We start from the raw sequence: 22,086 nt of genomic DNA on the forward strand, positions 1-22,086 counted from the left end.
TTTCTCCAATGCTGGAGAAACGTATTTTTTAAACTGTACCTTTGGCAAATTTTTTGGACATGAATGGGTAGAGTAAAATGCCAACTAAGAACAATCCAATACCAAGACCAAATGTTTTTAAATCAGCTGTGCCTGAAATAATGACCCAAGCGGAATACCCCATGGCCACAAGCGCAATGATCCCGTCTCTTGTCCGGTTTCCTTTTTGGAGCTCATATGTGTCACCTTGCATGATGACCTTAAAGCTGTAGATCGACGACACGATATACGGAATGAGATACGCAAGTGTCGCTGATGTTGTTAAGAAAGTAAAGGCTTCATTAATCGTACGTGACATGACTGAGAAAATAAACAGCTGTGACATGATATTTGTGACAGTCAAAGCAAAAACAGGACTGCCTTTTTTGTTTGTTTTTGCAAACACTGCTGGGAAATCGCCAGCTTTTGCTGCTTGATAAGGGACTTCAGAACCAAGCAAAATCCAGCCAAGCATCGAACCAAATAAACAAATGATCGCAAGAAGTGCCATGACAATGCCGCCAGCCGGTCCGATAATGAGCTGAAGCACGTCTACGAATGGTTTATCAGAACCTTGCAATTGATCATGCGGCAGAACGCCCATTGTAATCAAGGTAATAATCATATAAATAGACAGTGCAATTAAAAGTCCTGTAATCGTCGCACGTTTGACATCACGTTGCGAAGAGGCTCTTCCTGATAAAATGACAGCAGATTCGATGCCGATAAATGCCCATAGTGTGGAAATGGCCGCATGATGAATTTGGCCTCCAAGTCCGAGCACTCCTTCACCACTTGCTGCTTCAACAGGGAAGTAATAATGTTCAAATAATGCGGTTTGGAATGCAAATAAGCCTGCGACAATAAAAAGGACGAATCCAAGCACCTTTGAAAAGGTCGTAATAAAGTTCAACTTACTTGCTGCACTTAAGCTTGTAATTAAAATCGTATGAGTCCCCCATAGAAGGATTGTACATACGATAAACGTTGTGAGCTGACCAAGTGTGATCGCTTCTTTTCCAAAAGTAAAGATCTCCGTTTTCACGGTTAAAATTGGGAAAAAGGTTGTTAAATAACCAGCTAGGCTTGTGATAATGGCGACATTACTAATCCAGCTTGCCACCCAATATCCCCAAACCATTGTAAAACCGGCTGCTTTTCCTTTTTTCGGATCTTTAAAAAGCGCTCTTGCATAGCTTTGTGGTCCAGCTGTCAGCTGCGGTTTATGAATGGACAAATGTCCAAACACAAAGGCAATCATCAGTACGCCGCCACCTGTGACAAGCCATGCCATCGTCACACCTAAAGGACTTGCATGCTGGGCAAGTGTACTAGGCAGCATAAAGATGCCTGAACCTACCATATTTCCGACGACAAAAGCCGTCAATAACCAAAAACCCCATTTTTTTGTCTGTTCCATTTTCGTACCTCCGTTATATTCACTTTGGACCAGACCCGGCAGTATCTTCATTGATATATTTGTGAAGCAATGACTTGCATTCTTTATGTTCATGTTGGGTCACTTTCTTACCAGCATACCCTTTTCTTAGGCAATCAGAACATAAAAAAAAGCCTGAACAAAAGTCCATGCTTTTCAAAACATACACCTTGATCTCCGGATAGCCCTCCACGCTTCAAAGACGTGGCAGTCCTGCATTTGTTCAATGCAGACCCAGCATAAAGAAAGTTGGAGCTCTCTCTACACTTCGGCGCTGATGCCTTTTTTCTCATGATCAACGATTCCATCTCTCCCATGAGTGACTCATCATCCGCGCAACCTCTACCTCACTGAGACATAGCGTGAGGATTTCTATTCATTTTTACTACACGAAGGTTATCAAACATTCTCATATCTGTCAAAGGGAAAAACATAGAAAAAAGGCAGAGAAATGATTCTCCGCCTTTTTGTCAGCTTATTGATGGTTGTTTTTCTTCTTTTGGACAGCTTCCTGAAGCGGATCGCCTGCTAGTTCTTTACTTGCTTCTTCTAACAGCTGATCTACCTGCTGATGGTCTTTCTCGCTTTTCGCCTTTTTATCCTTTTGGAAAAATGACATCGCTATTTCCCCCCTTTTCATAAAATGCCTTTGCCTGTTTAATTTGTGCTACAGCGCTCAGCATTATACAAAGAGGAGCGGTTCATTCATCGTGAAAGGTCTGTCTCATTTTTTGCAAATACGTTAGAAAGGTCTTTAAGTCTTCCTCTGTGAAGTCTGACATCATATGCTGAATCACCTTTCCAAAAAGACGTGTATGCTTTTCATAAATAGCCAGCCCTTTTTCCGTGGCTTCTAGCCGGACAAGGGAATGATCGTCCTTGTCCCGTTCTCTCTGAATGTAGCCTTGCTCACATAATTTATTGAGGGCTATGGAAGCGGCACCTGGGTTGAGAGAGAGTCTTTGTTTGAGCTCTTCAGCATGTGATACTTTTCCTTGTATCAATATAGAAAGAGCATATATCTGTGGAGGCGTGATGTCTTTTTCTAACTCAAGTAACTTGCGGTTTAATTTACGGCTGACTTCATAATGTACAAGAACAATTTCTTTTAAAATGTTTGCATTACTCATCCGAATCGCATCCTTATCGTTAGTGTCAACATGACTTCCTTCTTATTATAGAATGTTTTTCCAAACAGCCAACTATTTTATCCCATTTTCTTTAGAAATAAGCCTTGCTGAATGGAATCACCCTTGATATAGTGAGTACTTGAACAAAAAACAGAACAGGAGTACGCATCATGACAGGAAAAACACATATTATGGGCGGAATTGCCGCCTCCACAGCCGTCGCCTATTATTACGGATTCGAACCAGTGACGATGGCTGCTGCTGGATCAGTAGGTGCCCTCATCCCAGATCTATGTCATACGAAAAGCAAAATCGGCAGGAAATTCCCGCTCCTTTCCACACTGATCAGTAGTGTGTTCGGTCACCGCACCTTTACACATAGTTTATTATTTCTGCTGATCATTTATTTTATTGCGACAACATACATTCCAAATGACAGCCTCAGTACCGGGTTACTAGTTGGGATGGCAAGCCACCTCATCCTTGATGCAGGCACAGTGAACGGTATTAAATTTTTGTTCCCTGCAACCATGAAAGTACGTCTCCCCTTTTATGTCAAAACAGGCAGCACAGGAGAACAAGTCGTACTAGCTGCTCTGACCATTGTCACCTGCTATTACATGGCTCTCATTTGCGGAATATCCATCCCATTGCCGTTTTAGAAAAAGAAAAAAGAGTTTTGCAAAAAAGCAGGATATGAATTGATCATTCCTCATTTTTTTAGTAGTTTTAAGATAAGTGTTTTTGCCTTGCAGCTGAATACAGAATGGTGAGGAGTTACATAAATGAAAGCGTTTTTCAAAAATCACTGGTTTTTAGTGTACTCCATCCTCTTTATGTGGATGAAAACATACATCATTTATCAATTCGGATTTCATATACGAACGGCCAATCTGTTTCACGAATGGCTGCTTTTGATCAATCCACTTAGCTTTTTGCTCCCTTTGTTTGGGATTGCTCTTTTCTTAAATGAAACGAAACAAAAGGTCTTTTTATTGACCACAAATTTTATTTTGACAGCCATTTTGATATCGAATACGATCTTTTACGGTTTTTATATTGATTTCATTACCATTCCTGTCTTATTTCAAGCAAAGAACATGGGAGATATGGGCAGCAGTATGACTGAATTGTTTCATCCGCTATTTATACTCATGCTGATTGATTTTGTGGTGCTGGCATGGCTCTTAAAACGGAAACCGTTATCACCTAAAGCGTCTTTTAAGACAATCAAAACATACTATGTGGTTTGCTGCAGCTTGCTATTGTTCCATGTCAGCTCAGCTTTGATGGACCACCCTCGATTTTTGACAAGCTCATATGATCGAGAAGTCATTGTACGAAACCTTGGGCTGTTTCAATTCCATTTGTATGACGGTGCCGCTCAAACAGCACGAATTGGACAAAAAGCCTTTGCTGACGAAGATACACTTTCAACAGTGGCAAACTACACAAAAGCTGATTACAGTGCACCGAATGAAGACTACTTTGGACTTGCTAAAGGCAAAAATGTCGTGTTCATTTCACTTGAATCAACGCAGCAATTTGTCATGAATCAAAAGGTGAATGGACAATACATCACACCATTTTTAAATGAACTTGCCAAAAAAAGCTTCAATTTTGATGAATTTTATCAGCAGACAGAGCAAGGCAAAACGTCGGACTCAGAGTTTATCGTCGCAAACTCCCTCTATCCATCTAGCAGTGGCGCTGTCTTTTTCACAGCGAGTGACAACGAATATGACACACTGTACAAGCAATTGAAAAAAGAGAATTATCAATCCGTCCAATTTCATGCGAATAATAAAACGTTCTGGAATCGTGATGTGATGTATGAATCTCTTGGGATTGACCGCTTTTATGATGTCGATTCATTTGATGTCAATGAACAGAATTCGACTGGCTGGGGCTTAAAGGATATCGACTTTTTTGACCAATCCATCGATTATTTAAAAAAGCTGAAGACGCCTTATTACAGCACGTTTATTACCTTAACCAATCACTTCCCATTTGAAATTGATCCAAAGGATCAGTTCATTGATGAATACGATTCGACTAGCACCATTTTAAACCGCTATGTGACCACCGTCCGCTATCAAGATGAAGCCATCAAAAGGTTCTTTGAACGAATGAAAGAAGAAGGACTATATGAAAATACAATGTTTGTCCTGTTGGGAGACCACTATGGCATTTCAGAAGCACATCATGAGGCAATGGCAGAGCTGCTAAAGCAGGATGAAATCACACCGTTTGATGCGGTTAAACTGCAGCGGGTCCCTTTTTTGATTTACATTCCTGGGGTGACAGACGAGGCCCCTCAAACCATTTCTGAAACAGCCGGTCAAATGGATGTCAAACCGACACTTCTTCATTTACTCGGCATTGAATCAAAAGATTCTATTCAATTTGGGAATGATCTTTTCTCCAATGAACGGACACCGTTCGCTGTGCTGAGAAATGGAAACTTTATTACGGATGATTATCTTTATACAAAGAACACGTGCTATGATCAAAAAACAAAACAACCTGTTGAAGAAGATGAAGTATGCCAGCCTTATATAGAAAAAGCCAATAAAGAGCTGTCTCTATCAGATAAAGTGATCAACGGGAACTTACTACGTTTTTATCAGCATTAAAAGCTGCCCTCTGGCGGCTTTTTCTTTTCTCTTTTCCTGAAAGCCTATGAATGGTCAAATAAGTTTGATTATAATAAAGGATACACATGATGTTGAATGATAAAGAGGTGTGATCATGAAATATTTATTCTTAACCTACGTCACCATCTGTTTGCTCCTGACTGGGTGTCAAACGGAGTCGACGTCATCAGATCAAAGCAAAAAAACAGAACTTGTGATTTCAGCGGCGGCAAGCCTGCAGGATGCTTTGAAAGAGATTGAATCTGCCTATGAAGATGATCATCCAAACGTGACACTCACGAATAATTTCGGGTCATCCGGCGCATTGAAACAGCAAATCGCTCAAGGAGCAAAAGCGGATCTCTTCTTCTCAGCAGCTGAAGAGCCTTTTGATGACCTTGTTCAATCTGGCGACATTGATCAGGATCATGCAAAGGATGTCATACAAAATGAGCTTGTCCTCATCGTGCCAAAAGAAGGTTCCTCTTCTATCAAAACCTTTCGCGATGTTGATCACATAAAAGGAAAGATAGCGCTTGGCACACCTGAATCTGTTCCTGCTGGTACATATGCAAAAGAGATTTTCACAAAACTGAATATATGGGATCAAGTGAAACAGAACGCTGTCTATGGCAAGGATGTTCGTCAAGTATTAAACTATGTCGAAACAGGAAATGTGGAAGCTGGTGTCGTGTATAAGACGGACGCGCTCGTTTCTCGCAAAGTAAAGATAGTAGATGAGGCAAATCAAGACATGCATTCCCCCATCATTTATCCTGTTGGCATTGTTAAACAGACCGATCACATGAAAGAGGCGAAAGCATTTTTTCAATATATCCAATCAGATCCAGCCGCAGCGATTTTTAAAAAGTACGGCTTTCAAGTGAAATAATGCCGATGCTGACCGAAGATTTTCTTTCACCTATCTGGCTGTCCGTACAAGTGGCTGCTTTCAGTGGATTATTGGCTGTCGTTTTAGGAACGTCCATTGGTTTTTGGATGGCCCGTACATCTTTCAAAGGAAAAATGATCGTGGAAACGCTCCTCATGATGCCGCTTGTCCTTCCGCCAACGGTCGTAGGATTTCTGCTGCTCGTTGCGTTCGGGAAGAACAGCGTGATTGGACAAGCGATTGAATGGATCTTCCATCAGCCTGTCATCTTCACTTATTGGGCAGCGGTCATTGCATCGACAGTTGTCGCATTCCCGCTCATGTATCAATCAGCGAAAGCTGGATTTTCTACGATTGAGTCAGACATTGAAGGTGCTGCAAAAGTTGATGGTGCGCGTTCTTTCCAGGTCTTTGCCTATATTACCGTCCCACTCGCACTGCCATCTCTTCTCTCTGGTGCAGTTTTAAGTTTCGCAAGGGCGTTAGGGGAATTTGGAGCGACTTTAATGTTCGCTGGCAACATTCCTGGGAAAACGCAAACCCTCCCAACAGCCATCTATGTGGCGATTGATTCTGGACGAATGGAACTTGCGTGGGCTTGGACGATTTGTATTGTGATCCTGTCTTTCCTCATGCTGTTGGCTGTGCGCCGAAGCAGGAATTAAAAAATCCCCTTCTCAAAAAGAGAAAGGGATTCAGATTGTTGACAAAGGGCCAAAATGAACTTAATTTTAGCCCTTTGTCTTCTTTTCAGCGTGATAGAAAACCTTTGCTAGTCTAAGAAGGACGAGTACTGGCACGGAGCAAATTTGACATTCGTGAGCACCAGCACGCCCTGACAAAATATGCGAGGGTTTGTCTACACGCTAAGGGGATAATTTTATTTATTCAAACCCAACCGTCATCGTTTCTGGATTAGACCCGACACGTTCGTTATTATTAAGTGCATTGATTTTTTCCATGTCTTCTTGTGAAAGCTCAAAGTCAAAAATGTCGGCATTTTGTTTAATGCGATCTTCATTGATTGATTTTGGAATGGTGACAACGCCGCTTTGCAGATCCCAACGCAAGATCACTTGAGCCACAGATTTGTTGTATTGTGCTGCAATTTCCTTTAATACGTCATGATCCAAAAGCTTTCCTTGCATCAGCGGAGACCATGCTTCAATTTGAATGCCTTTTTCTTTCGCATATTGTCGTAATTCTACAAGTGTCAGTTTTGGATGAAACTCCACTTGGTTCACCGCTGGAACAACCTCCGCATCTTTTAACAGCTCTTCTAAATGCTGCACGTAGAAGTTGCTGACACCAATCGCTCTTACTTTTCCATCTTTATAAAGCTTCTCAAGCGCACGCCATGTCTCTTTAAATGTATCTGCATTTGGTCCAGGCCAATGAATCAAATAGAGGTCTAAGTAATCAAGACCGAGCCGGTTTAAGCTTGCGTCGCATGCAGCGAGTGCTTTGTCATATCCTTGATCTGTGTTCCATACTTTTGACGTAATGAACAATTCTTCTCTTTTCACGCCAGATTCTTTAATGGCTTTCCCTACGCCTGTCTCGTTTTTATAAACGGCAGCCGTATCAATGCTGCGATAACCGTTTCGTATGGCTGCTTTGACGGCATCAACCACTTGGTTGCCGTCCTCCACTTTGAATACACCTAAACCAAACCATGGCATTTCTACTCCGTTATTTAGTGTTACGGTATCATTCAAGCTTTTGACCATGTTAACAACCACCTTTTCATAGATTCCATCTTTTTCATTATCTCATGTTGCGTTTGAAAACTCTATTATCAGGCGTTTCTCTTCGCTTCAATCGCTAGCAGTAAAGCACCTGTCATACCTGCCTTGTCCTCAAGTCCAGGAGAGACAATGTATGTATCAAGCGGCGGCATGTCGACATAATCATTGACATACGCAGCCAGCTTCTCTCGAATGAGCGGAAATAGCTGTTTTTGCTTCATGACGCCTCCACCCATTATGATGCGTTCTGGGCTTAATATCAGCGTGTATTGCATTAATGCCTGTGCTAAATAATCTGCTTCAAGAGACCAAACTTCATCTTCTTCGGTAAGCTCTTTAGCCGGCTTTCCCCACCTTGCCTCAATAGATGGTCCTGCCGCCAGTCCTTCTAAGCAAGTACCATGCGCCGGGCAGACACCTGCAAACTGATCTGATTCATGCTGCCTGACCAGGATGTGTCCCATTTCTGGATGTGAGTGACCGTGGAGAAGCTCATTTTTCACAACAGCCCCGGCACCAATCCCCGTACCGACCGTGATATACAGACAGCTGCTTAGCCCTTTTGCGGCCCCTTTTGTCAGTTCACCTAATGCTGCGGCGTTGACATCTGTCGTAAAGGACACTGGTACGCCTAATTGTTTCTCCAGCTCAGGTATCAACGGGTAATGCTTCCATTCAACTTTCGGCGTATTCATGATGTAACCGTAAGAAGGATCGTCTTTCTGGACACAAATCGGTCCAAAGGAACCAACCCCTAATGCTACAATTTCATGTTGCTGAAAAAATGGAATAAGTGATTGGATGGTTTTTTCCGGGTGCTCTGTTGGAATGGTTAATTCCTCTATGATATCCCCATGCTCATTACCAATGGCACAGCAGAACTTTGTCCCCCCAGCTTCAATCGCTCCGTAATATGTCATCCTGCCTCTCCCCCTGCTCGTCTCTTTTTTTCATCATAAAACAAAGGGGAGAAGATGACAACATCATGTATTGGTCAGTAAGACTGCTTCCATGTCATTGATATATTCCCTTAAATGATGGGCAATATCACGATTGATTTCGCCATTTTCATATAAAGTTTGGATTTCATTACGAATCGTCTGTACGGCTTGGAAGTTAAGCTCTTTCTTCTTCCGGTCAAACGTACGATCCTTTTGCTGGAAGAAAGAAGGACCATGTTCACAGCGGAAAATCACTTGATTGTAAAACCCAATGACTTGATGACACGTTTGTTGATTGTCTTCGGTCATATGGTGCTTAATAGAATCCACCGCAGCTTCAGCCGTTTTCTTACGGATTTGTTTATACGATTCCTCGTTTTCTAATATGCCGCTTGAAATACGCTGATGCGGACGCCACAATTGAAGCCATTGTAGTAAGCGCAGAAACTTCACTTTTGAGAAACGAATTTTAAAGGAGTTGGAATAGAGCATTTCCAGCTCATGAAATCTCTCTTGCAGCTCATATGCTTCTTCTTTGTCGATTTTCTCTTCCTCAATCAACTGCTGAAGTTTCATCTGTTCTGCTTTAATACCATGCAGTCTGATTTTTCTCTCTTGTTTTCTCATACCAAACTGGTACGGTTCCCGCTGAATATTTCGTAGCTTCATTCGGAAATCATTGATGAGTGCAAGGGATACTTCTCGATTGTCCTCATTCATTCCTTCTTTTAACGTTTTAATGGCACTTCTCAGCAGCTTCCGTTTTGCGTGCTGAATCTTTGTATCTAAGTCCACATCCACTTGCTTATCTTTTTTCTCCGATAAAATAGGCAGTAGCACACTCGCTAAAATGAGTGTACATAAAATGACGCCTGCTGCGAGGAAAATAATTAAATGACGCTCAGGAAATGGTGATCCGTCTGCAAGCGTAAACGGGATGGAAAAAGCACCCGCTAATGTAACAGCACCACGAACACCAGAGAATGTCATCAGCATGGAAGCACGCAGCTTCGGTTTTTTCGCGTTCTTCTTTTTCGATACACTCCAGTTCCCTGCCCAGAACAGCCATACCCATAGGAATCTGAGAATCATTAGACAGAATGTAATGATTAAAATGTAACTGATGACCTGCATATTATTAAAGGCTTCATCTTGGAAAATGACGGTCGATACATCAGGAATTTGTAATCCAAGTAAAACGAAAACAAGGCCATTTAAAATAAATAAAATAATATTCCACGTGTTTGAAGAAGCAATTTGCAGTTTTGCTAAATTCGCTTCCATTCGGTCTTGCTCGATGGCATGTGTCACACCACCGGCAACAACGGCTAAAATGCCGGATACGCCAATTTCTTCCGCTGCTAAATAAATCACAAACGGCGTGAGGATTTGCAGGATGATGTGCATTGTGACATCGTCCATGCCTAAACGGCGGAGAAAATAGCGGAAACGAATGATAAAAAACGACAGAATAAATCCGGTCAATAATCCGCCAGCAGCAATCAGAACAAAGCTAAAGGATGCCTCTGCAATGGAAAATGCCCCTGTAACCGTTGCTGCAATAGCAAATTTAAAAGCAACAAGTCCTGACGCATCGTTCATCAGCCCTTCGCCTTCCAGCAGTCTCATGATCCCCTTCGGCATATTCACACGGCTGGAAAGGGCACTTACAGCCACTACATCTGTCGGTGATAAAATCGCTGCAAGCGCAAATGCAGCTGGAAGTGGTATGCTTGGAATCATCCAATGGATGGTATATCCTGCGACAATGACTGTCGCAAATACGAGCCCTAAAGCTAATAGAAGAATGGGCGCTCTTAATTTCCACAGCTCGTCCCTTGGGGTACGCTTCCCATCATTAAATAACAGCGGTGCAATGAATAAAACGAAGAATAGCTCAGGATTTAAAGAAATATGTAAACCTGAAGGAAAAGCTGCGACCAATATCCCTAAACCCACTTGGATTAATGGAACTGGAATAAAGGGCAGAAAACGATTGATAATATTAGATGATGCAATGAGTGCTAGTAGTACGAGCACTGCCAAAAAAATCTCCACTAGTACATGTCCCTCCCATTTCATTTTTTCCGTCATGTTTTGCTTACATGCAAAGATGTGTTCATTTCTTTCTGATCCATCCGTTCGGTCATGAGCGTTTTTTTAGTATCCCGCAAAAAGCGAAACCAACACATAACAATCCATCTAGGCAAAAAAAGACTGAATCTACATATTCAGTCAAATGACAATATTTTCATCTCGTGTATTGTTCCAATGATGAATAAAGAACCTACTTTTATTTTACACGAAAACAGTTTGACCTGCTGACATCAAGCTCGAATAATACATAAAAAAAAGAGCGACATCGCCCTTTTCTTTACCCTTTATTTAAAAAATAAGACCTAGCGGGAAGCCGCCATTTGAATAAGTAGGAACAAACCCTGCATATGACAAGGATGACAAACAGCAGATATAAAGCAAACTCTCCTTGCGCTAAGCCGAGTCCGACGAGTAAGCCGCCAAGGGCTGCCCATACTGCGTAAATCTCTGCTTTTAGCACAAGTGGCTTTCGTCCTGCTAATAAATCACGCACAATGCCGCCGCCGCTTCCAGTCAAAATGGCTGCCACAATGACCGCACTGAGCGGGAGCTCTCTTTGTACAGCAAATAATGCGCCTTGAATCGCAAAGGCTGCTAAACCGATCGCATCCGAGAAATTCCCCCACGTGCTCCAGTGCTTGAGCAAAAGCTTTGGAAATAGGAACACGATCGTAATGGATACAAGGGCAATGGTAAACATTTTGCCCTGCGACCATAAAGCAGACACCGGAAGACCAATTAATAGATTCCGAATTGCTCCCCCGCCAAATGCTGTGACAATCCCTAAAATGTACACACCAAGAATATCGTACTCTTCTTCCATTGCGACAATCGCACCACTAATGGCGAATGCCACAATGCCAATAATACTTAACACTTCCCATGCCATTTTCCGCTTATCTCCTTACCATTGTCTGATCATCTAACACTCTCCCCTTAATGTATATCTGACACAAATGAAAAGCAATACAAATTTTCTTTAAATTTTATCTTTTTGCAAAAATAAAAAATAGCCTGCTTTTAAGCAGGCTCAGATTGTTGACAAAGGGATAAAATGATCTTGATTTTATCCCTTTGTCTACTTTCAGCGTGATAGAAAACCTTTGCAGTCTAGGAAAGACGAGCACTGGAGCGGAGCGAATTTGACATTCGTGAGCACCAGCGCACAGGAATGACACCGAATGCGAGGGTTTGTCTACACGCTGATAGCCTGCTTTTAAGCAGGCTATCTCCTCAATCTTCTTTTGCATTTAAAAGCAGCATACTAATGATGATCAGAATAAATGCAATGAGAGCTAAGAGTGGAATGGTGATAAAACCAAACCAGTTCAGATAATCAACGGAACAAGGAATACCGCTTAGACAAGGACGAATCGATGCAAAGCCTGGAATCTTTTGTTCCATATAATGATAGATGGAAAAGCAAGCGCCAATCCCGGCCAAAGGGAGAACGTAGTACTTCACTTTGACATCGCCACGGAATGTAGCAATTCCAAGTAAAAGCACAAGCGGATACATGAAAATGCGCTGAAACCAGCACATATCACATGGAATAAACTTCTTTACTTCGCTTAAATACAGGCTGCTCATCGTCGCCACAATTGAGACGATCCAAGCACTGTATAAGTAAATCAGTTTATTTTTCATGATTTTTTCCCTTTCAGCTCTTGATCAATTAATTCTTTGATTTCATCATAGTCATAAAAGTTTTGGACTTGTTTATTGTTAATGAAAATAGTTGGTGTTGCATTTACTTTGTATTGATTCACCAGCTGATCATCTGTGTTCAGCTGTGGCTGATATGTTTTCTTTGATAGGTTATCTTTCAGCTTGTCCGTATCAATTTTCGTTGTCTTCTTCGCCAATTCGGTGAGCTTTGCTGGCGTTACCCATTCTGCTTCACTATCTGGTTGTGCTTTGTAGACCGCTTCATGAAATGCCCAGAAGTTTTTCGGATCTTCTTTCCACACTTCTTCAGAAGCCAGTGCTGCTAATACCGCACCGTCCCCATGAACAGGCAGTGGTAAGTTAATAAATGAGAAGGATACATCGCCATTATCTATGTAGTCTGCTTTCAATTTTGGGAAAATGTCAGTCTCAAATGATTTACATGATGGACATTTGTAGTCCCCAAACTCGACAACTTGCACTTTTGCCTTTTGATCTCCCATGACAGGCTGTCCTTTAATAGACGGCTTACTGTCGACTGTTTGTGCTTCTTGGCTGTTGTTGTTACCGATCACAACGAAAATACCGATGAGAAGAGCTGCAATGATGGTTAATATAACTGCAAACTTGATGGATGAAGATTGATTATTTTTTTTACTCACAAAAGCACCTACCTTATCTTTTTCATTCATTCCTTCACAAAGAAAAAGGATAACAGCTCAGGAAAATGCCATTATCCAACTTCTTCTATTTTAACAAGAGGGGGTCTATTATGAAAGACGCTATTCATGAATTTTTCCTTACAATTTTATTTCATGACCCTCATCGCATTTAAAACAGCCAGTACAGTGACACCAACATCCGAGAAGACGGCTTCCCACATCGTTGCAATACCGAATGCACCAAGTATGAGAAAGACGGCTTTCACCCCAAGAGCAAACGCAATATTCTGCCATACGATGGCTCTCGTTCTTTTAGCGACAGCAATAGCTTCCGCTACCTTCGATGGCTGATCTGTCATAATCACAATATCAGCCGCTTCAACTGCTGCATCTGAACCAAGTCCACCCATGGCAATACCTATATCCGCTCTTGCCAAAACCGGCGTATCGTTTATGCCATCACCAACAAACAATAATTTGTCTTGAGATGCTTTTTTCTCATACATGTCTTCGATTTTGGCGACTTTATCCTGTGGCAATAATTCAGTGTGAACTTCGTCAATGCCGATCTGCTGTGCGACTGCATTTCCTACTTGCGAAGCATCCCCTGTAAGCATCACGGTTTGAATGCCCGCAGCTTTTAGAGAAGATATCGCTTCAACTGCATCGTCCTTTACTTCATCTGCAATCAAGATCGATCCCGCAAACTCACCGTCTATTGCTAAATACACAACCGTTCCGCTTCGTTTTTCTTTTTCAAAAGCAATGCCCTCTCGTTCCATAAGGCGATGATTACCTGCCAATACATGAGCTCCGCGAATTGTCGCTTTGATCCCATGACCGGCAATATCCTCGTAAGATTCGATCTGGCTCTCATCAAGAGACGCTCCGTAAGCCGCCTTAATCGATTCTGCAATCGGATGCGAAGAATGCGCTTCTGCCAGCGCTGCAAAAGAAAGCAATTCCTCTTCTGACCATTTCTCATTCGCTGCTTCGATATGAGTGACTGTAAAGTTCCCTTTTGTCAAAGTACCTGTTTTATCAAACACCGCATAGCGGACAGAGTTCAAGGCTTCTAAGTAGTTACTGCCTTTCACTAAAATGCCTCGTTTTGATGCGGCACCAATCCCGCCAAAGAAACCTAATGGAATGGATACAACGAGAGCACATGGACACGAAATGACAAGAAAGACAAGTGCCCGGTACACCCAATCAGACAATTGAGCTGATGGGATGAGAAGCGGTGGTACAAAGGCAAGCAATAAAGCTAGCACGACCACAGCAGGTGTATAATATTTAGCGAACTTTGTGATAAAGTTTTCTGTCTGCGCTTTACGGCTGCTTGCATTTTCGACTAAATCCAAAATCTTCGTAACGGCTGACTCACTGAGCTCTTTTTGCACTTCAATTTCAAGAATGCCGTTTTGGTTCACAAATCCAGCAAGCACTTCTTTTCCTGCTTCCACATCTCTTGGAACAGACTCCCCAGTTAGTGCAGAGGTATCCACAAGAGAATAACCGTCTATCACGCGTCCATCCAAAGGAATTTTTTCACCTGGTTTAACGACAATACGGTCACCAGCTTTGACTTCTTCCGGCTTTACCTTTTTTGTTTCTTGCCCCACTTTGAGGTTTGCGTATTCTGGACGGATATTCATTAATTCGCTAATTGATTTTCTAGAGCGGTTCACAGCTGCCCCTTGGAACAGTTCACCAATTTGGTAAAACAGCATGACTGCCAGTGCCTCAGGATACTGCTGAATCACAAAAGCACCAACTGTAGCTATGGTCATTAAGAAGTTCTCATCAAATACTTGACCACGCACAATATTTTTCAGTGCTTTCAAGACAACATCTCCGCCAACTAGTAAATACGCGGCGAAAAACATGATGAACTTCAGTAAGCCATTGTCAGGTATAAAATAAGCCGCCGTTCCAATGACTGCACCACCAATTAATTTCAGTACAATCGTTTTTAAATTCTTTGTTCCATGATCGTGATCGTGGTGATGTCCTTCTTCTTTTGGTGATACACTCACATGAGGTTCAATGGACTGAACGGTTTTTTCAATACGCTTTGACATCGTTTCTTGTGCATCAGCATGTGTCACAGTTAATGTACCCGTCGCAAAATTAATTGAGCAGGCTTCCACTCCTTCGAGTTTGCTGACACCTGTTTCAATTTTACGTGCACAGTTTCCACAATCGAGACCGCTTAATACGTATTCATCCTTCATCTTTTTCATGTTCTCACCTTTTTCTATATAAGTAGCCTTCCCTGATTCAATCAAACCTATCAGCTGCTGTAGATATTATATATGAGCACATATTCATATATTGAATTACCCTTATTATATGAGGAGTTCTTACAAACTGTCAATCATTTATAAGCAAATGTTTGAGATTTTTCGTATTCAAGGATGTCACGTGAATTTTTCAATAATCCATGCTCATGTCCCCTCTTCGTCGCATAACATAAAAACGATCGCTTGATGGGAATATTCAGCATTTCTCTTTACAAAAGAAGGACATACGATTAGAATAAGATAAAAGTTTCCTTAAGGAAACAAATTAGCGTTAGAGAATCATTTCATCCTTTAGTCAAAATTATTAAATGTATGCATATATTTTTAGGAAACGCAATTGATGATCGAAAGGGGCCTTAAGAGATGTCATATGCTTTAACAATCGACCGCCTGTATGTCTCATACCACGGACAGGATGCACTAGAAAACGTCTCTCTTTCCATACAGGAAGGAACGATGACTGGAATCATTGGTCCAAATGGTGCTGGTAAATCGACTTTATTGAAAGCATGTTTGGATTTAATTGAAAAGGATCAAGGCGACATTCGTTTTTTTGAACAACCCTTTAAACAAGTGAGAAAACAGATCGCCTATGTACCGCAAAGAAATGATCTAGACTGGACGTTTCCTATCCATGTGCTGGATACCGTACTGCTTGGCACATACCCAAAGCTCGGACTAATCAAACGACCAAAAAAAGAAGACCGTGCCTATGCGTACCATTGCTTAGAAAAGGTCGGGATGCAGGACTTTGCCAAAAGACAGATTGGGGAATTATCCGGCGGTCAGCAGCAGCGTGTCTTCCTTGCGCGAGCACTCGCTCAAAACGCACAGCTCTTTTGTTTAGATGAACCATTTGTCGGAATTGATATGGCAAGTGAAGAAACGATGATCCGCATTTTGAAGGAATTACGAGATGAAGGAAAAACCATTCTGGTCGTCCACCATGACTTAAGTAAAGCCGATGATTACTTCAGCCATCTCGTTCTTCTAAATAAGAAGCTGGTCAAAGCAGGGCCTGTCCATGATATTCTTCGTCCTGAGGTCATGCTCCAAGCATACGAAACACAGCTGCCATTTTTAAAATCAGCAGGAGGATACGCGTAATGGAATTCTTAACCGGACTTTTTGAATATGCGTTTTTACAAAAAGCGTTATTTACATCCGTTATGGTAGGGATCATCTGCGGCGTCATTGGCTGCTTTATCATTTTACGGGGAATGGCTTTGATGGGAGATGCGATTTCACACGCTGTACTTCCAGGTGTCGCCATCTCTTATATGCTCGGCATTAACTTTTTCTTTGGTGCGGTTCTAACTGGTGTACTGACAGCCATCGGCATCGGATATGTCAGTCAAAACAGCCGTATTAAAAATGATTCTGCCATCGGGATCGTATTCACTGCTTTTTTTTCCATTGGGATCATTTTGATTACATTTTTAAAAAGTTCCAGCGATTTATATCATATCTTGTTTGGAAACGTACTAGCCGTTCGTTCATCTGATATGTGGATCACGCTTGGCATCGGCATTTTCATTTTACTGGCTGTCATTGTTTTCTACAAAGAACTGCTCATTAGTTCATTTGATCCAGTGATTTCTTCCGTTTACGGTTTACCAAATCGCATGATCCATTATTTCCTCATGACCTTATTAACCTTAGTGACCGTGGCATCCCTGCAAACTGTAGGTATTATTCTTGTTGTTGCAATGCTTATTACACCAGCTGCCACCGCTTATTTATTGACAGACCGGCTATGGATCATGATTTATTTATCTGCTTTTTTTGGAGCAGTTTCAGCCGTCGTAGGACTTGGGCTCAGCTTTACGTATAACTTGTCGTCTGGTGCTTCCATTGTGCTGGTCGCGACCATATTATTCGGCAGTGCCTTTATCTTTTCACCGAAACAAGGGATATTGTGGAGATCCTTAAAATCGAAGCGAAAACGAACACAGTTAAAAAAGGAAGCGTCTATGTAAAAGGAGGACATATATGAAGAAGGTATTAGCAATCCGTTTGACCGCAGTATGTATTGCCCTTTTGGTCATCGCAGGCTGTTCTACTCAGCAAAAAAGTTCCGGAAAAGATGACGGTAAATTAAAAGTTGTCACGACCTACTCCATTCTTTATGACATTGTGAAGGAGGTAGGAGGACAGCATGTCTCTATTCACAGCATTGTTCCCATTGGTACAGACCCACATGAATTTGACCCACTGCCAAAGGATGTTCAGTATACGACGGATGCAGACCTTGTTCTATCTAATGGCTTGAACCTTGAAACAGGGAATGGCTGGTTTCAAAAACTGCTTGAATCGAGCGGCAAGGACGGGGATGATGCACCTGTAGCCGAGCTTAGTAAAGGTGTCAAAGTGAAGCATTTGTCTTCAAAAGGGCTTGAAAGCCAGCAGGACCCACACGCATGGCTGAATGTCGAGAATGGGATTCTTTATGCGCAAAATGCCAGAGATGCGCTCATTCAAGCAGATCCTGAGCATAAAGAGGATTACGAGAAAAATGCTGAAACCTATATCAAAAAGCTTCAAACGCTTCACGATGAAGCAAAAGACAAGTTTGATCAACTGCCAAAAGACAAAAAACTCCTTGTCACAAGCGAAGGGGCATTCAAATATTTTGCAGATGCGTATGGACTGAAAGCCGGCTACATTTGGGAAATCAACACAGAAAGTGAAGGAACACCTGGACAAATGAAGCGCATCATTCATTTTGTCAAAGACCATCAAGTTCCTGCCCTTTTTCTTGAAACAAGTGTAGATAAGCGCAGCCTTGAAAGCCTATCTGAGGAAACCGGAGTTCAGATTAAGGGGAAAGTATTTACGGATTCTATTGGCAAAGAAGGTGAAGATGGGGACAGCTACTATAAGATGATGAAATGGAATATTGACACCATTTATAAAGGACTGTCATCATAAGAAAAGACAGGTGGAGTAAATCCGCCTGTCTTTTTTGTCATCCTGCTATATTCTCCGGGTGTTTTTTCGGCCAAATGACGTAGCTGATGCTAATGATGAAATCAATGGTTAAGACCATCCCCCACACACTGACAAGCTGCATCAGAGATTCCGTTCGTTCTGGTGCTTGGATGAGATAGGTCAATCCATATAATAGCCCCGCTCCGATGACATAAGAGATGAAATGACGCGTCCAGCCCACCATTTCATACAAAGACCGCTCCTTCCCGTACTTTGGTTTCCCCTTTGGCTTAGGGCCTCCTGCAAAACGATAAGCAAACCGGGCATCCGCCCATTTCACCATTTGATGTCCAAAGGCCAGGCTCACACCAATATAAACAGCCGCAAGCCCGTGAATGACGCTCGCCACAGCCCCTTGCTTTAAATCTATATAAGTAGCCGCAAGAAGGATGAGATCTAAAACCGGCGTACAGACAAGAAAGAAAGCACCCCATTTTTTCTGTTTAAACACATAACGCAGTGTTAAGCCCATAAGAATAAACAGCCAAAAACCAATTTCACATGCCACAATCAATAAACCGACCAATTTCCCCACATCCTTTTTAACACGATTGTATTAAATAAAAAATAACACAACTGTGTTAAAAAAACAATAGCTGTGCTAAAATCAAGGTATGCCAAAAATCGTCGATCACCATAAACAAAAACAAAAGGTCGCTCAAGCTGCTATGAGAGTGATTAAACAAGAGGGATTGGAAAGCGCTTCTGTACGAAAAATAGCCGTTGAAGCTGGCATTTCAGCCGGCTCTATGCGTCATTATTTTTCCACACAGCAAGAATTATTTCTATTCTCCATGAATTTAATTCAGGAAAGAGTGAAGGAGCGAATTGCTAAGCTTCCATTAAACGGTTCAACAGAGGAAAATGTATTCACTTTATTGGAGCAGGTTCTTCCACTAGACGAAGAACGAATATTTGAAATGGAGGTGTGGCAGGCTTTTACAGTCAAGGCACTGACTGAACCAGATTTACAGCCGCTCAATGCAAAGATGTATGACGAGCTTTTTCAAACCGTTCAATTTTGCTTAATGAAATTGAAAGAGGATAAGCTACTGCTAGATCATATCGATCTTTTATTAGAAACTGAGCGGCTTTATGCGGTCATCAATGGGCTTGCATTGAATGGAATCGTACAGCCCCATCGTTTACCGCCTCAGCTCATGCGCTCCGTGCTGCAGATGCATCTTCAATCCATCACAAAAAAAGACATGCCCTCCTTATAGAGAGCATGTCTTTTTAATCTTCCATAAAAATACGTTTTGCCTCGTAATAAAGCACCTGTACAAATTTCTTCACATTGATACGTGTGTGCTCTTCTCTTCCACTTGTCTCTTTTGTGAGTTCACTCATTTTCTTACGCACAATGGTAAAATCGAAAAATTTTGATGCATAGTTTTCAAAGGTTGGGTGAGAAAAATCGGTTAACCCGAGCGAGGCGATGTGTTTCAATGATTGGTTGATCGCACGTCTTACCCGCTGTTCCGCTGCTTTTGCTTCTCTTGCGATGTCTGCTGATGTAAAAGGTTCGTTTAATTTATCCTCTGTGATGCCAGTGAAAATCACTTTTAATGAAGGAAAAGAGTCGTGCTGATCGGCATGTAACGCTAAATACTGATCTGTGAAAAGAATCATATCTAGTAAATCCTTAGACCCCTTTTCACCGACAATCCCAAGTTCCGCGAGCAAAAACTGACCTGCCTCTGCAAGACTTTTCCCGCGCTGCTTTGTTTTCGTCTGTCCGCGCTGCTGGAACTGCATGACCGATTTGAGCGAATGCTGAATATTTTCAATCGAGTGCTCTAGATGCAGCCGCTCAATCATGAGATGAAGCACACTTAAGACCTCTACCCTGTTGATCGGCTTTGTCACATAATACTCGACACCGAGTGTATATGCCTGGCCGATGAGTTCCTTTGTTTCTACCTGTGACAGCATTAAATATTTCCCATGAAATTCATCTTTGATCGCTCGAATCGTCTCAAGACCGTCCCTTTCCGGCATCAGAAGATCAATACACAAGATATCAATATGCAAATCATTTAAGTAGCTCGCTGTTACTTCAGCACCATCCTCTGCTTCCCCTGCCACAATGCCAAGCTCTTCATCTTCAATGAGCTGTGCCAGTGAAGAACGAACAGCTTCATCATCATCAACAATAAAAAATCTCATCTCCCATTCCCCTCTTTTCTGCTGACTTGATCAATTGGTATCGTTAAAGTGAACATCGTTTGTTGATTTGGGACACTTTTCATTTCAACACTTCCGCCAAGCTTCTCGGCTGTGTCTTTCACATAGGAAAGACCGATGCCGCTTGATGGGTTCCCGGCTTGGTCGTATTTTAAAGTGAAGCCCGGTTTAAAGATCACATGATGGTTACGCTCTTTAATGCCTGGCCCGTTGTCACTGATTTGAAAAATCACATCATTTTCTTTCCGCAAAATGGATAGTGATACCTCTCCATTCACCGGAATGGCTTCAACGGCATTGGATACAATGTTATTTAATAAAGATAGAATGGTATACACGTGATAAGCGGGATGCTGCCCATCTTCATCATAATGAAAAACGATTTGTTTTTTAAGAGATTCCGCGTAATTTTCATGGATACGAATCACAAGTCCAGCGATATGAGCAGGACTTGCATACTCCTGAAAGTTTTCCTCATGAATCAGTTTTGATAAGGCAGAAAAAATCCGCTGATTATCCTTTTTGATTTCGTGTACCTCACCTGCAATTTGCAGGGCTGTTTTTCCGAGTTTTTTCAAATCTAATGATTCCGTATCCTTTGCATGATGCAGAGATTGATACAATTGATATGAAGTAGCTGTAATGTGCTCAGCATGTGCAAGGGTTTTATAAAAATATGTAGATTCCGTATAAAGATTTGACAGCAGCATCAACAGGTGTTCCTTTTCCTTCTTCATTTGGCGCTCTCTCGCCTGTTCTTCGTATAATCGAATCATCGTATAACAAGCCAATACGAAAAAGCTTCTGAAAATCGCCAATACAAATAGTTGAAACAGCGTTCTCACTGTTAAAATTTCATCAATGGCTCCCCTGAGTGCAATCATTTCGACTACACTTGCACATAGTTCCATGATGATCCCTGTTGCCCCAATGAGCCAAGGCTTATCACGGAAACGTCTGACCTGTAATACATAAAAAAGCGTACCATAGACGACGTAATACAGCAGGGAAGGAAATCTTAAAGAAACGGCCTCTTCCAGCGCTAAGTGGCCTGACACAGCAGTATCAAGAAGCACCCGGAATGCAAACACTGATCCCCCCGCAATGATGCCGCTTGCCCATGCCGGGAATTTTTTCATTTGAAGCAGAATAAAGAAAAAGACAACGGTTCCAAAGCTGACCCGAAAGCTATCCTCAAATGGATAAAATTTCAGCTCTCCCCCAATCGGAGTCAGAACAATGAGCATGATAATTAAATAAGGCTCTGTATTCAACCATTTTTTCAGTAGATTCAAACGCAGTCACATCCCTAATAATTGACGATAGTATACTATGTGAGCTTCAGAAAAACAAACAGTCCATGAAAAAACGC

General features: G+C 41.9%; 21 protein-coding genes and 1 riboswitch. Of the genes, 8 read left to right on the forward strand and 13 right to left on the reverse strand.

What is annotated here, in order from left to right; genetic code table 11:
- Positions 1 to 28: 28 nt before the first annotated feature.
- The 3 genes from MKY11_RS16130 to MKY11_RS16140 all read right to left on the reverse strand — a co-directional run bounded on the left by MKY11_RS16130 (position 29) and on the right by MKY11_RS16140 (position 2,586).
- The gene (locus tag MKY11_RS16130) at positions 29 to 1,438 is read right to left on the reverse strand and encodes an amino acid permease (RefSeq protein ID WP_035701368.1); all 1,410 of its coding nucleotides are present in this window, start codon (positions 1,436 to 1,438) and stop codon (positions 29 to 31) included.
- A 192-nt stretch (positions 1,439 to 1,630) separates the two neighbouring features.
- Positions 1,631 to 1,809: riboswitch (Lysine riboswitch) on the reverse strand.
- A 122-nt stretch (positions 1,810 to 1,931) separates the two neighbouring features.
- A complete protein-coding gene (sspJ, locus tag MKY11_RS16135; RefSeq protein ID WP_008347117.1) occupies positions 1,932 to 2,075 on the reverse strand; it encodes a small acid-soluble spore protein SspJ in 144 nt (47 codons plus the stop codon).
- Positions 2,076 to 2,157: 82 nt separating this feature from the next.
- The gene (locus MKY11_RS16140) at positions 2,158 to 2,586 is read right to left on the reverse strand and encodes a MarR family transcriptional regulator (RefSeq protein ID WP_342501603.1); all 429 of its coding nucleotides are present in this window, start codon (positions 2,584 to 2,586) and stop codon (positions 2,158 to 2,160) included.
- A 170-nt stretch (positions 2,587 to 2,756) separates the two neighbouring features.
- On the opposite strand from MKY11_RS16140, the gene MKY11_RS16145 reads away from it, so the two are divergent.
- The 4 genes from MKY11_RS16145 (at position 2,757) to modB (ending at position 6,779) form a co-directional block, all read left to right on the forward strand.
- Complete coding sequence (locus MKY11_RS16145; protein ID WP_342501604.1) at positions 2,757 to 3,248, forward strand: metal-dependent hydrolase; 492 nt, start codon at positions 2,757 to 2,759, stop codon at positions 3,246 to 3,248.
- A 123-nt stretch (positions 3,249 to 3,371) separates the two neighbouring features.
- Positions 3,372 to 5,222, forward strand: coding sequence for an LTA synthase family protein (locus MKY11_RS16150; protein ID WP_342501605.1), 1,851 nt, complete (start codon positions 3,372 to 3,374; stop codon positions 5,220 to 5,222).
- A gap of 115 nt (positions 5,223 to 5,337) precedes the next feature.
- Positions 5,338 to 6,114 (forward strand): molybdate ABC transporter substrate-binding protein, encoded by a 777-nt coding sequence (modA, locus tag MKY11_RS16155; RefSeq protein ID WP_193803845.1) that lies wholly within the window; start codon positions 5,338 to 5,340, stop codon positions 6,112 to 6,114.
- The gene (modB, locus tag MKY11_RS16160; protein WP_024719810.1) at positions 6,114 to 6,779 is read left to right on the forward strand and encodes a molybdate ABC transporter permease subunit; all 666 of its coding nucleotides are present in this window, start codon (positions 6,114 to 6,116) and stop codon (positions 6,777 to 6,779) included. Before modA ends, modB begins: the two co-directional genes overlap by 1 nt.
- A 219-nt stretch (positions 6,780 to 6,998) precedes the next feature.
- Here the strand turns inward: modB and MKY11_RS16165 are convergent, their stop codons facing one another.
- The 7 genes from MKY11_RS16165 to MKY11_RS16195 form a co-directional block, all read right to left on the reverse strand.
- Positions 6,999 to 7,844, reverse strand: coding sequence for an aldo/keto reductase (locus tag MKY11_RS16165; protein WP_041507765.1), 846 nt, complete (start codon positions 7,842 to 7,844; stop codon positions 6,999 to 7,001).
- Between the two features lie 68 nt (positions 7,845 to 7,912).
- Positions 7,913 to 8,782, reverse strand: coding sequence for an ROK family protein (locus MKY11_RS16170; protein ID WP_274660935.1), 870 nt, complete (start codon positions 8,780 to 8,782; stop codon positions 7,913 to 7,915).
- A 63-nt stretch (positions 8,783 to 8,845) separates the two neighbouring features.
- A complete protein-coding gene (locus tag MKY11_RS16175; protein ID WP_024719813.1) occupies positions 8,846 to 10,861 on the reverse strand; it encodes a Na+/H+ antiporter in 2,016 nt (671 codons plus the stop codon).
- 316 nt (positions 10,862 to 11,177) lie between these two features.
- Positions 11,178 to 11,789: a trimeric intracellular cation channel family protein gene (locus MKY11_RS16180; protein ID WP_041507768.1), complete on the reverse strand. Its 612-nt coding sequence runs from the start codon at positions 11,787 to 11,789 to the stop codon at positions 11,178 to 11,180.
- A 344-nt stretch (positions 11,790 to 12,133) separates the two neighbouring features.
- Positions 12,134 to 12,547, reverse strand: coding sequence for a disulfide oxidoreductase (locus MKY11_RS16185; protein WP_007500241.1), 414 nt, complete (start codon positions 12,545 to 12,547; stop codon positions 12,134 to 12,136).
- The gene (locus tag MKY11_RS16190; RefSeq protein WP_342501606.1) at positions 12,544 to 13,260 is read right to left on the reverse strand and encodes a DsbA family protein; all 717 of its coding nucleotides are present in this window, start codon (positions 13,258 to 13,260) and stop codon (positions 12,544 to 12,546) included. The genes MKY11_RS16185 and MKY11_RS16190 overlap by 4 nt, the downstream gene beginning before the upstream one ends.
- A 116-nt stretch (positions 13,261 to 13,376) precedes the next feature.
- Entirely contained in the window at positions 13,377 to 15,476 is a 2,100-nt protein-coding gene (locus tag MKY11_RS16195) for a heavy metal translocating P-type ATPase (protein ID WP_039168260.1), read from the reverse strand.
- 423 nt (positions 15,477 to 15,899) lie between these two features.
- Between MKY11_RS16195 and MKY11_RS16200 the strand changes: the two genes are divergently transcribed.
- The 3 genes from MKY11_RS16200 to MKY11_RS16210 are packed head-to-tail and all read left to right on the forward strand — an operon-like array spanning position 15,900 to position 18,467.
- Positions 15,900 to 16,643: a metal ABC transporter ATP-binding protein gene (locus tag MKY11_RS16200; protein ID WP_342467597.1), complete on the forward strand. Its 744-nt coding sequence runs from the start codon at positions 15,900 to 15,902 to the stop codon at positions 16,641 to 16,643.
- Positions 16,634 to 17,515, forward strand: a complete 882-nt coding sequence (locus MKY11_RS16205; protein WP_342468111.1) for a metal ABC transporter permease — start codon at positions 16,634 to 16,636, stop codon at positions 17,513 to 17,515. Before MKY11_RS16200 ends, MKY11_RS16205 begins: the two co-directional genes overlap by 10 nt.
- Before the next feature lie 13 nt (positions 17,516 to 17,528).
- The gene (locus MKY11_RS16210; protein WP_342501607.1) at positions 17,529 to 18,467 is read left to right on the forward strand and encodes a metal ABC transporter substrate-binding protein; all 939 of its coding nucleotides are present in this window, start codon (positions 17,529 to 17,531) and stop codon (positions 18,465 to 18,467) included.
- A gap of 37 nt (positions 18,468 to 18,504) precedes the next feature.
- Here the strand turns inward: MKY11_RS16210 and MKY11_RS16215 are convergent, their stop codons facing one another.
- On the reverse strand, positions 18,505 to 19,053 hold the full coding sequence (locus MKY11_RS16215; protein WP_017368056.1) for a hypothetical protein: 549 nt from the start codon (positions 19,051 to 19,053) through the stop codon (positions 18,505 to 18,507).
- Between the two features lie 88 nt (positions 19,054 to 19,141).
- On the opposite strand from MKY11_RS16215, the gene MKY11_RS16220 reads away from it, so the two are divergent.
- Positions 19,142 to 19,750, forward strand: a complete 609-nt coding sequence (locus MKY11_RS16220) for a TetR/AcrR family transcriptional regulator (RefSeq protein WP_047945415.1) — start codon at positions 19,142 to 19,144, stop codon at positions 19,748 to 19,750.
- 13 nt (positions 19,751 to 19,763) lie between these two features.
- Here the strand turns inward: MKY11_RS16220 and MKY11_RS16225 are convergent, their stop codons facing one another.
- Together MKY11_RS16225 and MKY11_RS16230 are read right to left on the reverse strand one after the other, a co-directional pair.
- Positions 19,764 to 20,696: a response regulator gene (locus MKY11_RS16225; protein ID WP_039168273.1), complete on the reverse strand. Its 933-nt coding sequence runs from the start codon at positions 20,694 to 20,696 to the stop codon at positions 19,764 to 19,766.
- Entirely contained in the window at positions 20,693 to 22,009 is a 1,317-nt protein-coding gene (locus MKY11_RS16230; RefSeq protein WP_058336926.1) for a sensor histidine kinase, read from the reverse strand. The genes MKY11_RS16225 and MKY11_RS16230 overlap by 4 nt, the downstream gene beginning before the upstream one ends.
- Between the last annotated feature and the right edge of the window lie 77 nt (positions 22,010 to 22,086).

Source organism: Bacillus sp. FSL W7-1085, assembly GCF_038595035.1.
Taxonomy (GTDB): Bacteria; Bacillota; Bacilli; order Bacillales; family Bacillaceae; genus Bacillus; species Bacillus altitudinis.

Coding starts and splice junctions, on each gene's coding strand:
- MKY11_RS16130 (WP_035701368.1), bottom strand. CDS start 1,438: ATGGAACAGACAAAAAAATGGGGTTTTTGGTTATTGACGGCTTTTGTC.
- sspJ (WP_008347117.1), bottom strand. CDS start 2,075: ATGTCATTTTTCCAAAAGGATAAAAAGGCGAAAAGCGAGAAAGACCAT.
- MKY11_RS16140 (WP_342501603.1), bottom strand. CDS start 2,586: ATGAGTAATGCAAACATTTTAAAAGAAATTGTTCTTGTACATTATGAA.
- MKY11_RS16145 (WP_342501604.1), top strand. CDS start 2,757: ATGACAGGAAAAACACATATTATGGGCGGAATTGCCGCCTCCACAGCC.
- MKY11_RS16150 (WP_342501605.1), top strand. CDS start 3,372: ATGAAAGCGTTTTTCAAAAATCACTGGTTTTTAGTGTACTCCATCCTC.
- modA (WP_193803845.1), top strand. CDS start 5,338: ATGAAATATTTATTCTTAACCTACGTCACCATCTGTTTGCTCCTGACT.
- modB (WP_024719810.1), top strand. CDS start 6,114: ATGCCGATGCTGACCGAAGATTTTCTTTCACCTATCTGGCTGTCCGTA.
- MKY11_RS16165 (WP_041507765.1), bottom strand. CDS start 7,844: ATGGTCAAAAGCTTGAATGATACCGTAACACTAAATAACGGAGTAGAA.
- MKY11_RS16170 (WP_274660935.1), bottom strand. CDS start 8,782: ATGACATATTACGGAGCGATTGAAGCTGGGGGGACAAAGTTCTGCTGT.
- MKY11_RS16180 (WP_041507768.1), bottom strand. CDS start 11,789: ATGGCATGGGAAGTGTTAAGTATTATTGGCATTGTGGCATTCGCCATT.
- MKY11_RS16185 (WP_007500241.1), bottom strand. CDS start 12,547: ATGAAAAATAAACTGATTTACTTATACAGTGCTTGGATCGTCTCAATT.
- MKY11_RS16190 (WP_342501606.1), bottom strand. CDS start 13,260: ATGAATGAAAAAGATAAGGTAGGTGCTTTTGTGAGTAAAAAAAATAAT.
- MKY11_RS16195 (WP_039168260.1), bottom strand. CDS start 15,476: ATGAAAAAGATGAAGGATGAATACGTATTAAGCGGTCTCGATTGTGGA.
- MKY11_RS16200 (WP_342467597.1), top strand. CDS start 15,900: ATGTCATATGCTTTAACAATCGACCGCCTGTATGTCTCATACCACGGA.
- MKY11_RS16210 (WP_342501607.1), top strand. CDS start 17,529: ATGAAGAAGGTATTAGCAATCCGTTTGACCGCAGTATGTATTGCCCTT.
- MKY11_RS16220 (WP_047945415.1), top strand. CDS start 19,142: ATGCCAAAAATCGTCGATCACCATAAACAAAAACAAAAGGTCGCTCAA.
- MKY11_RS16225 (WP_039168273.1), bottom strand. CDS start 20,696: ATGAGATTTTTTATTGTTGATGATGATGAAGCTGTTCGTTCTTCACTG.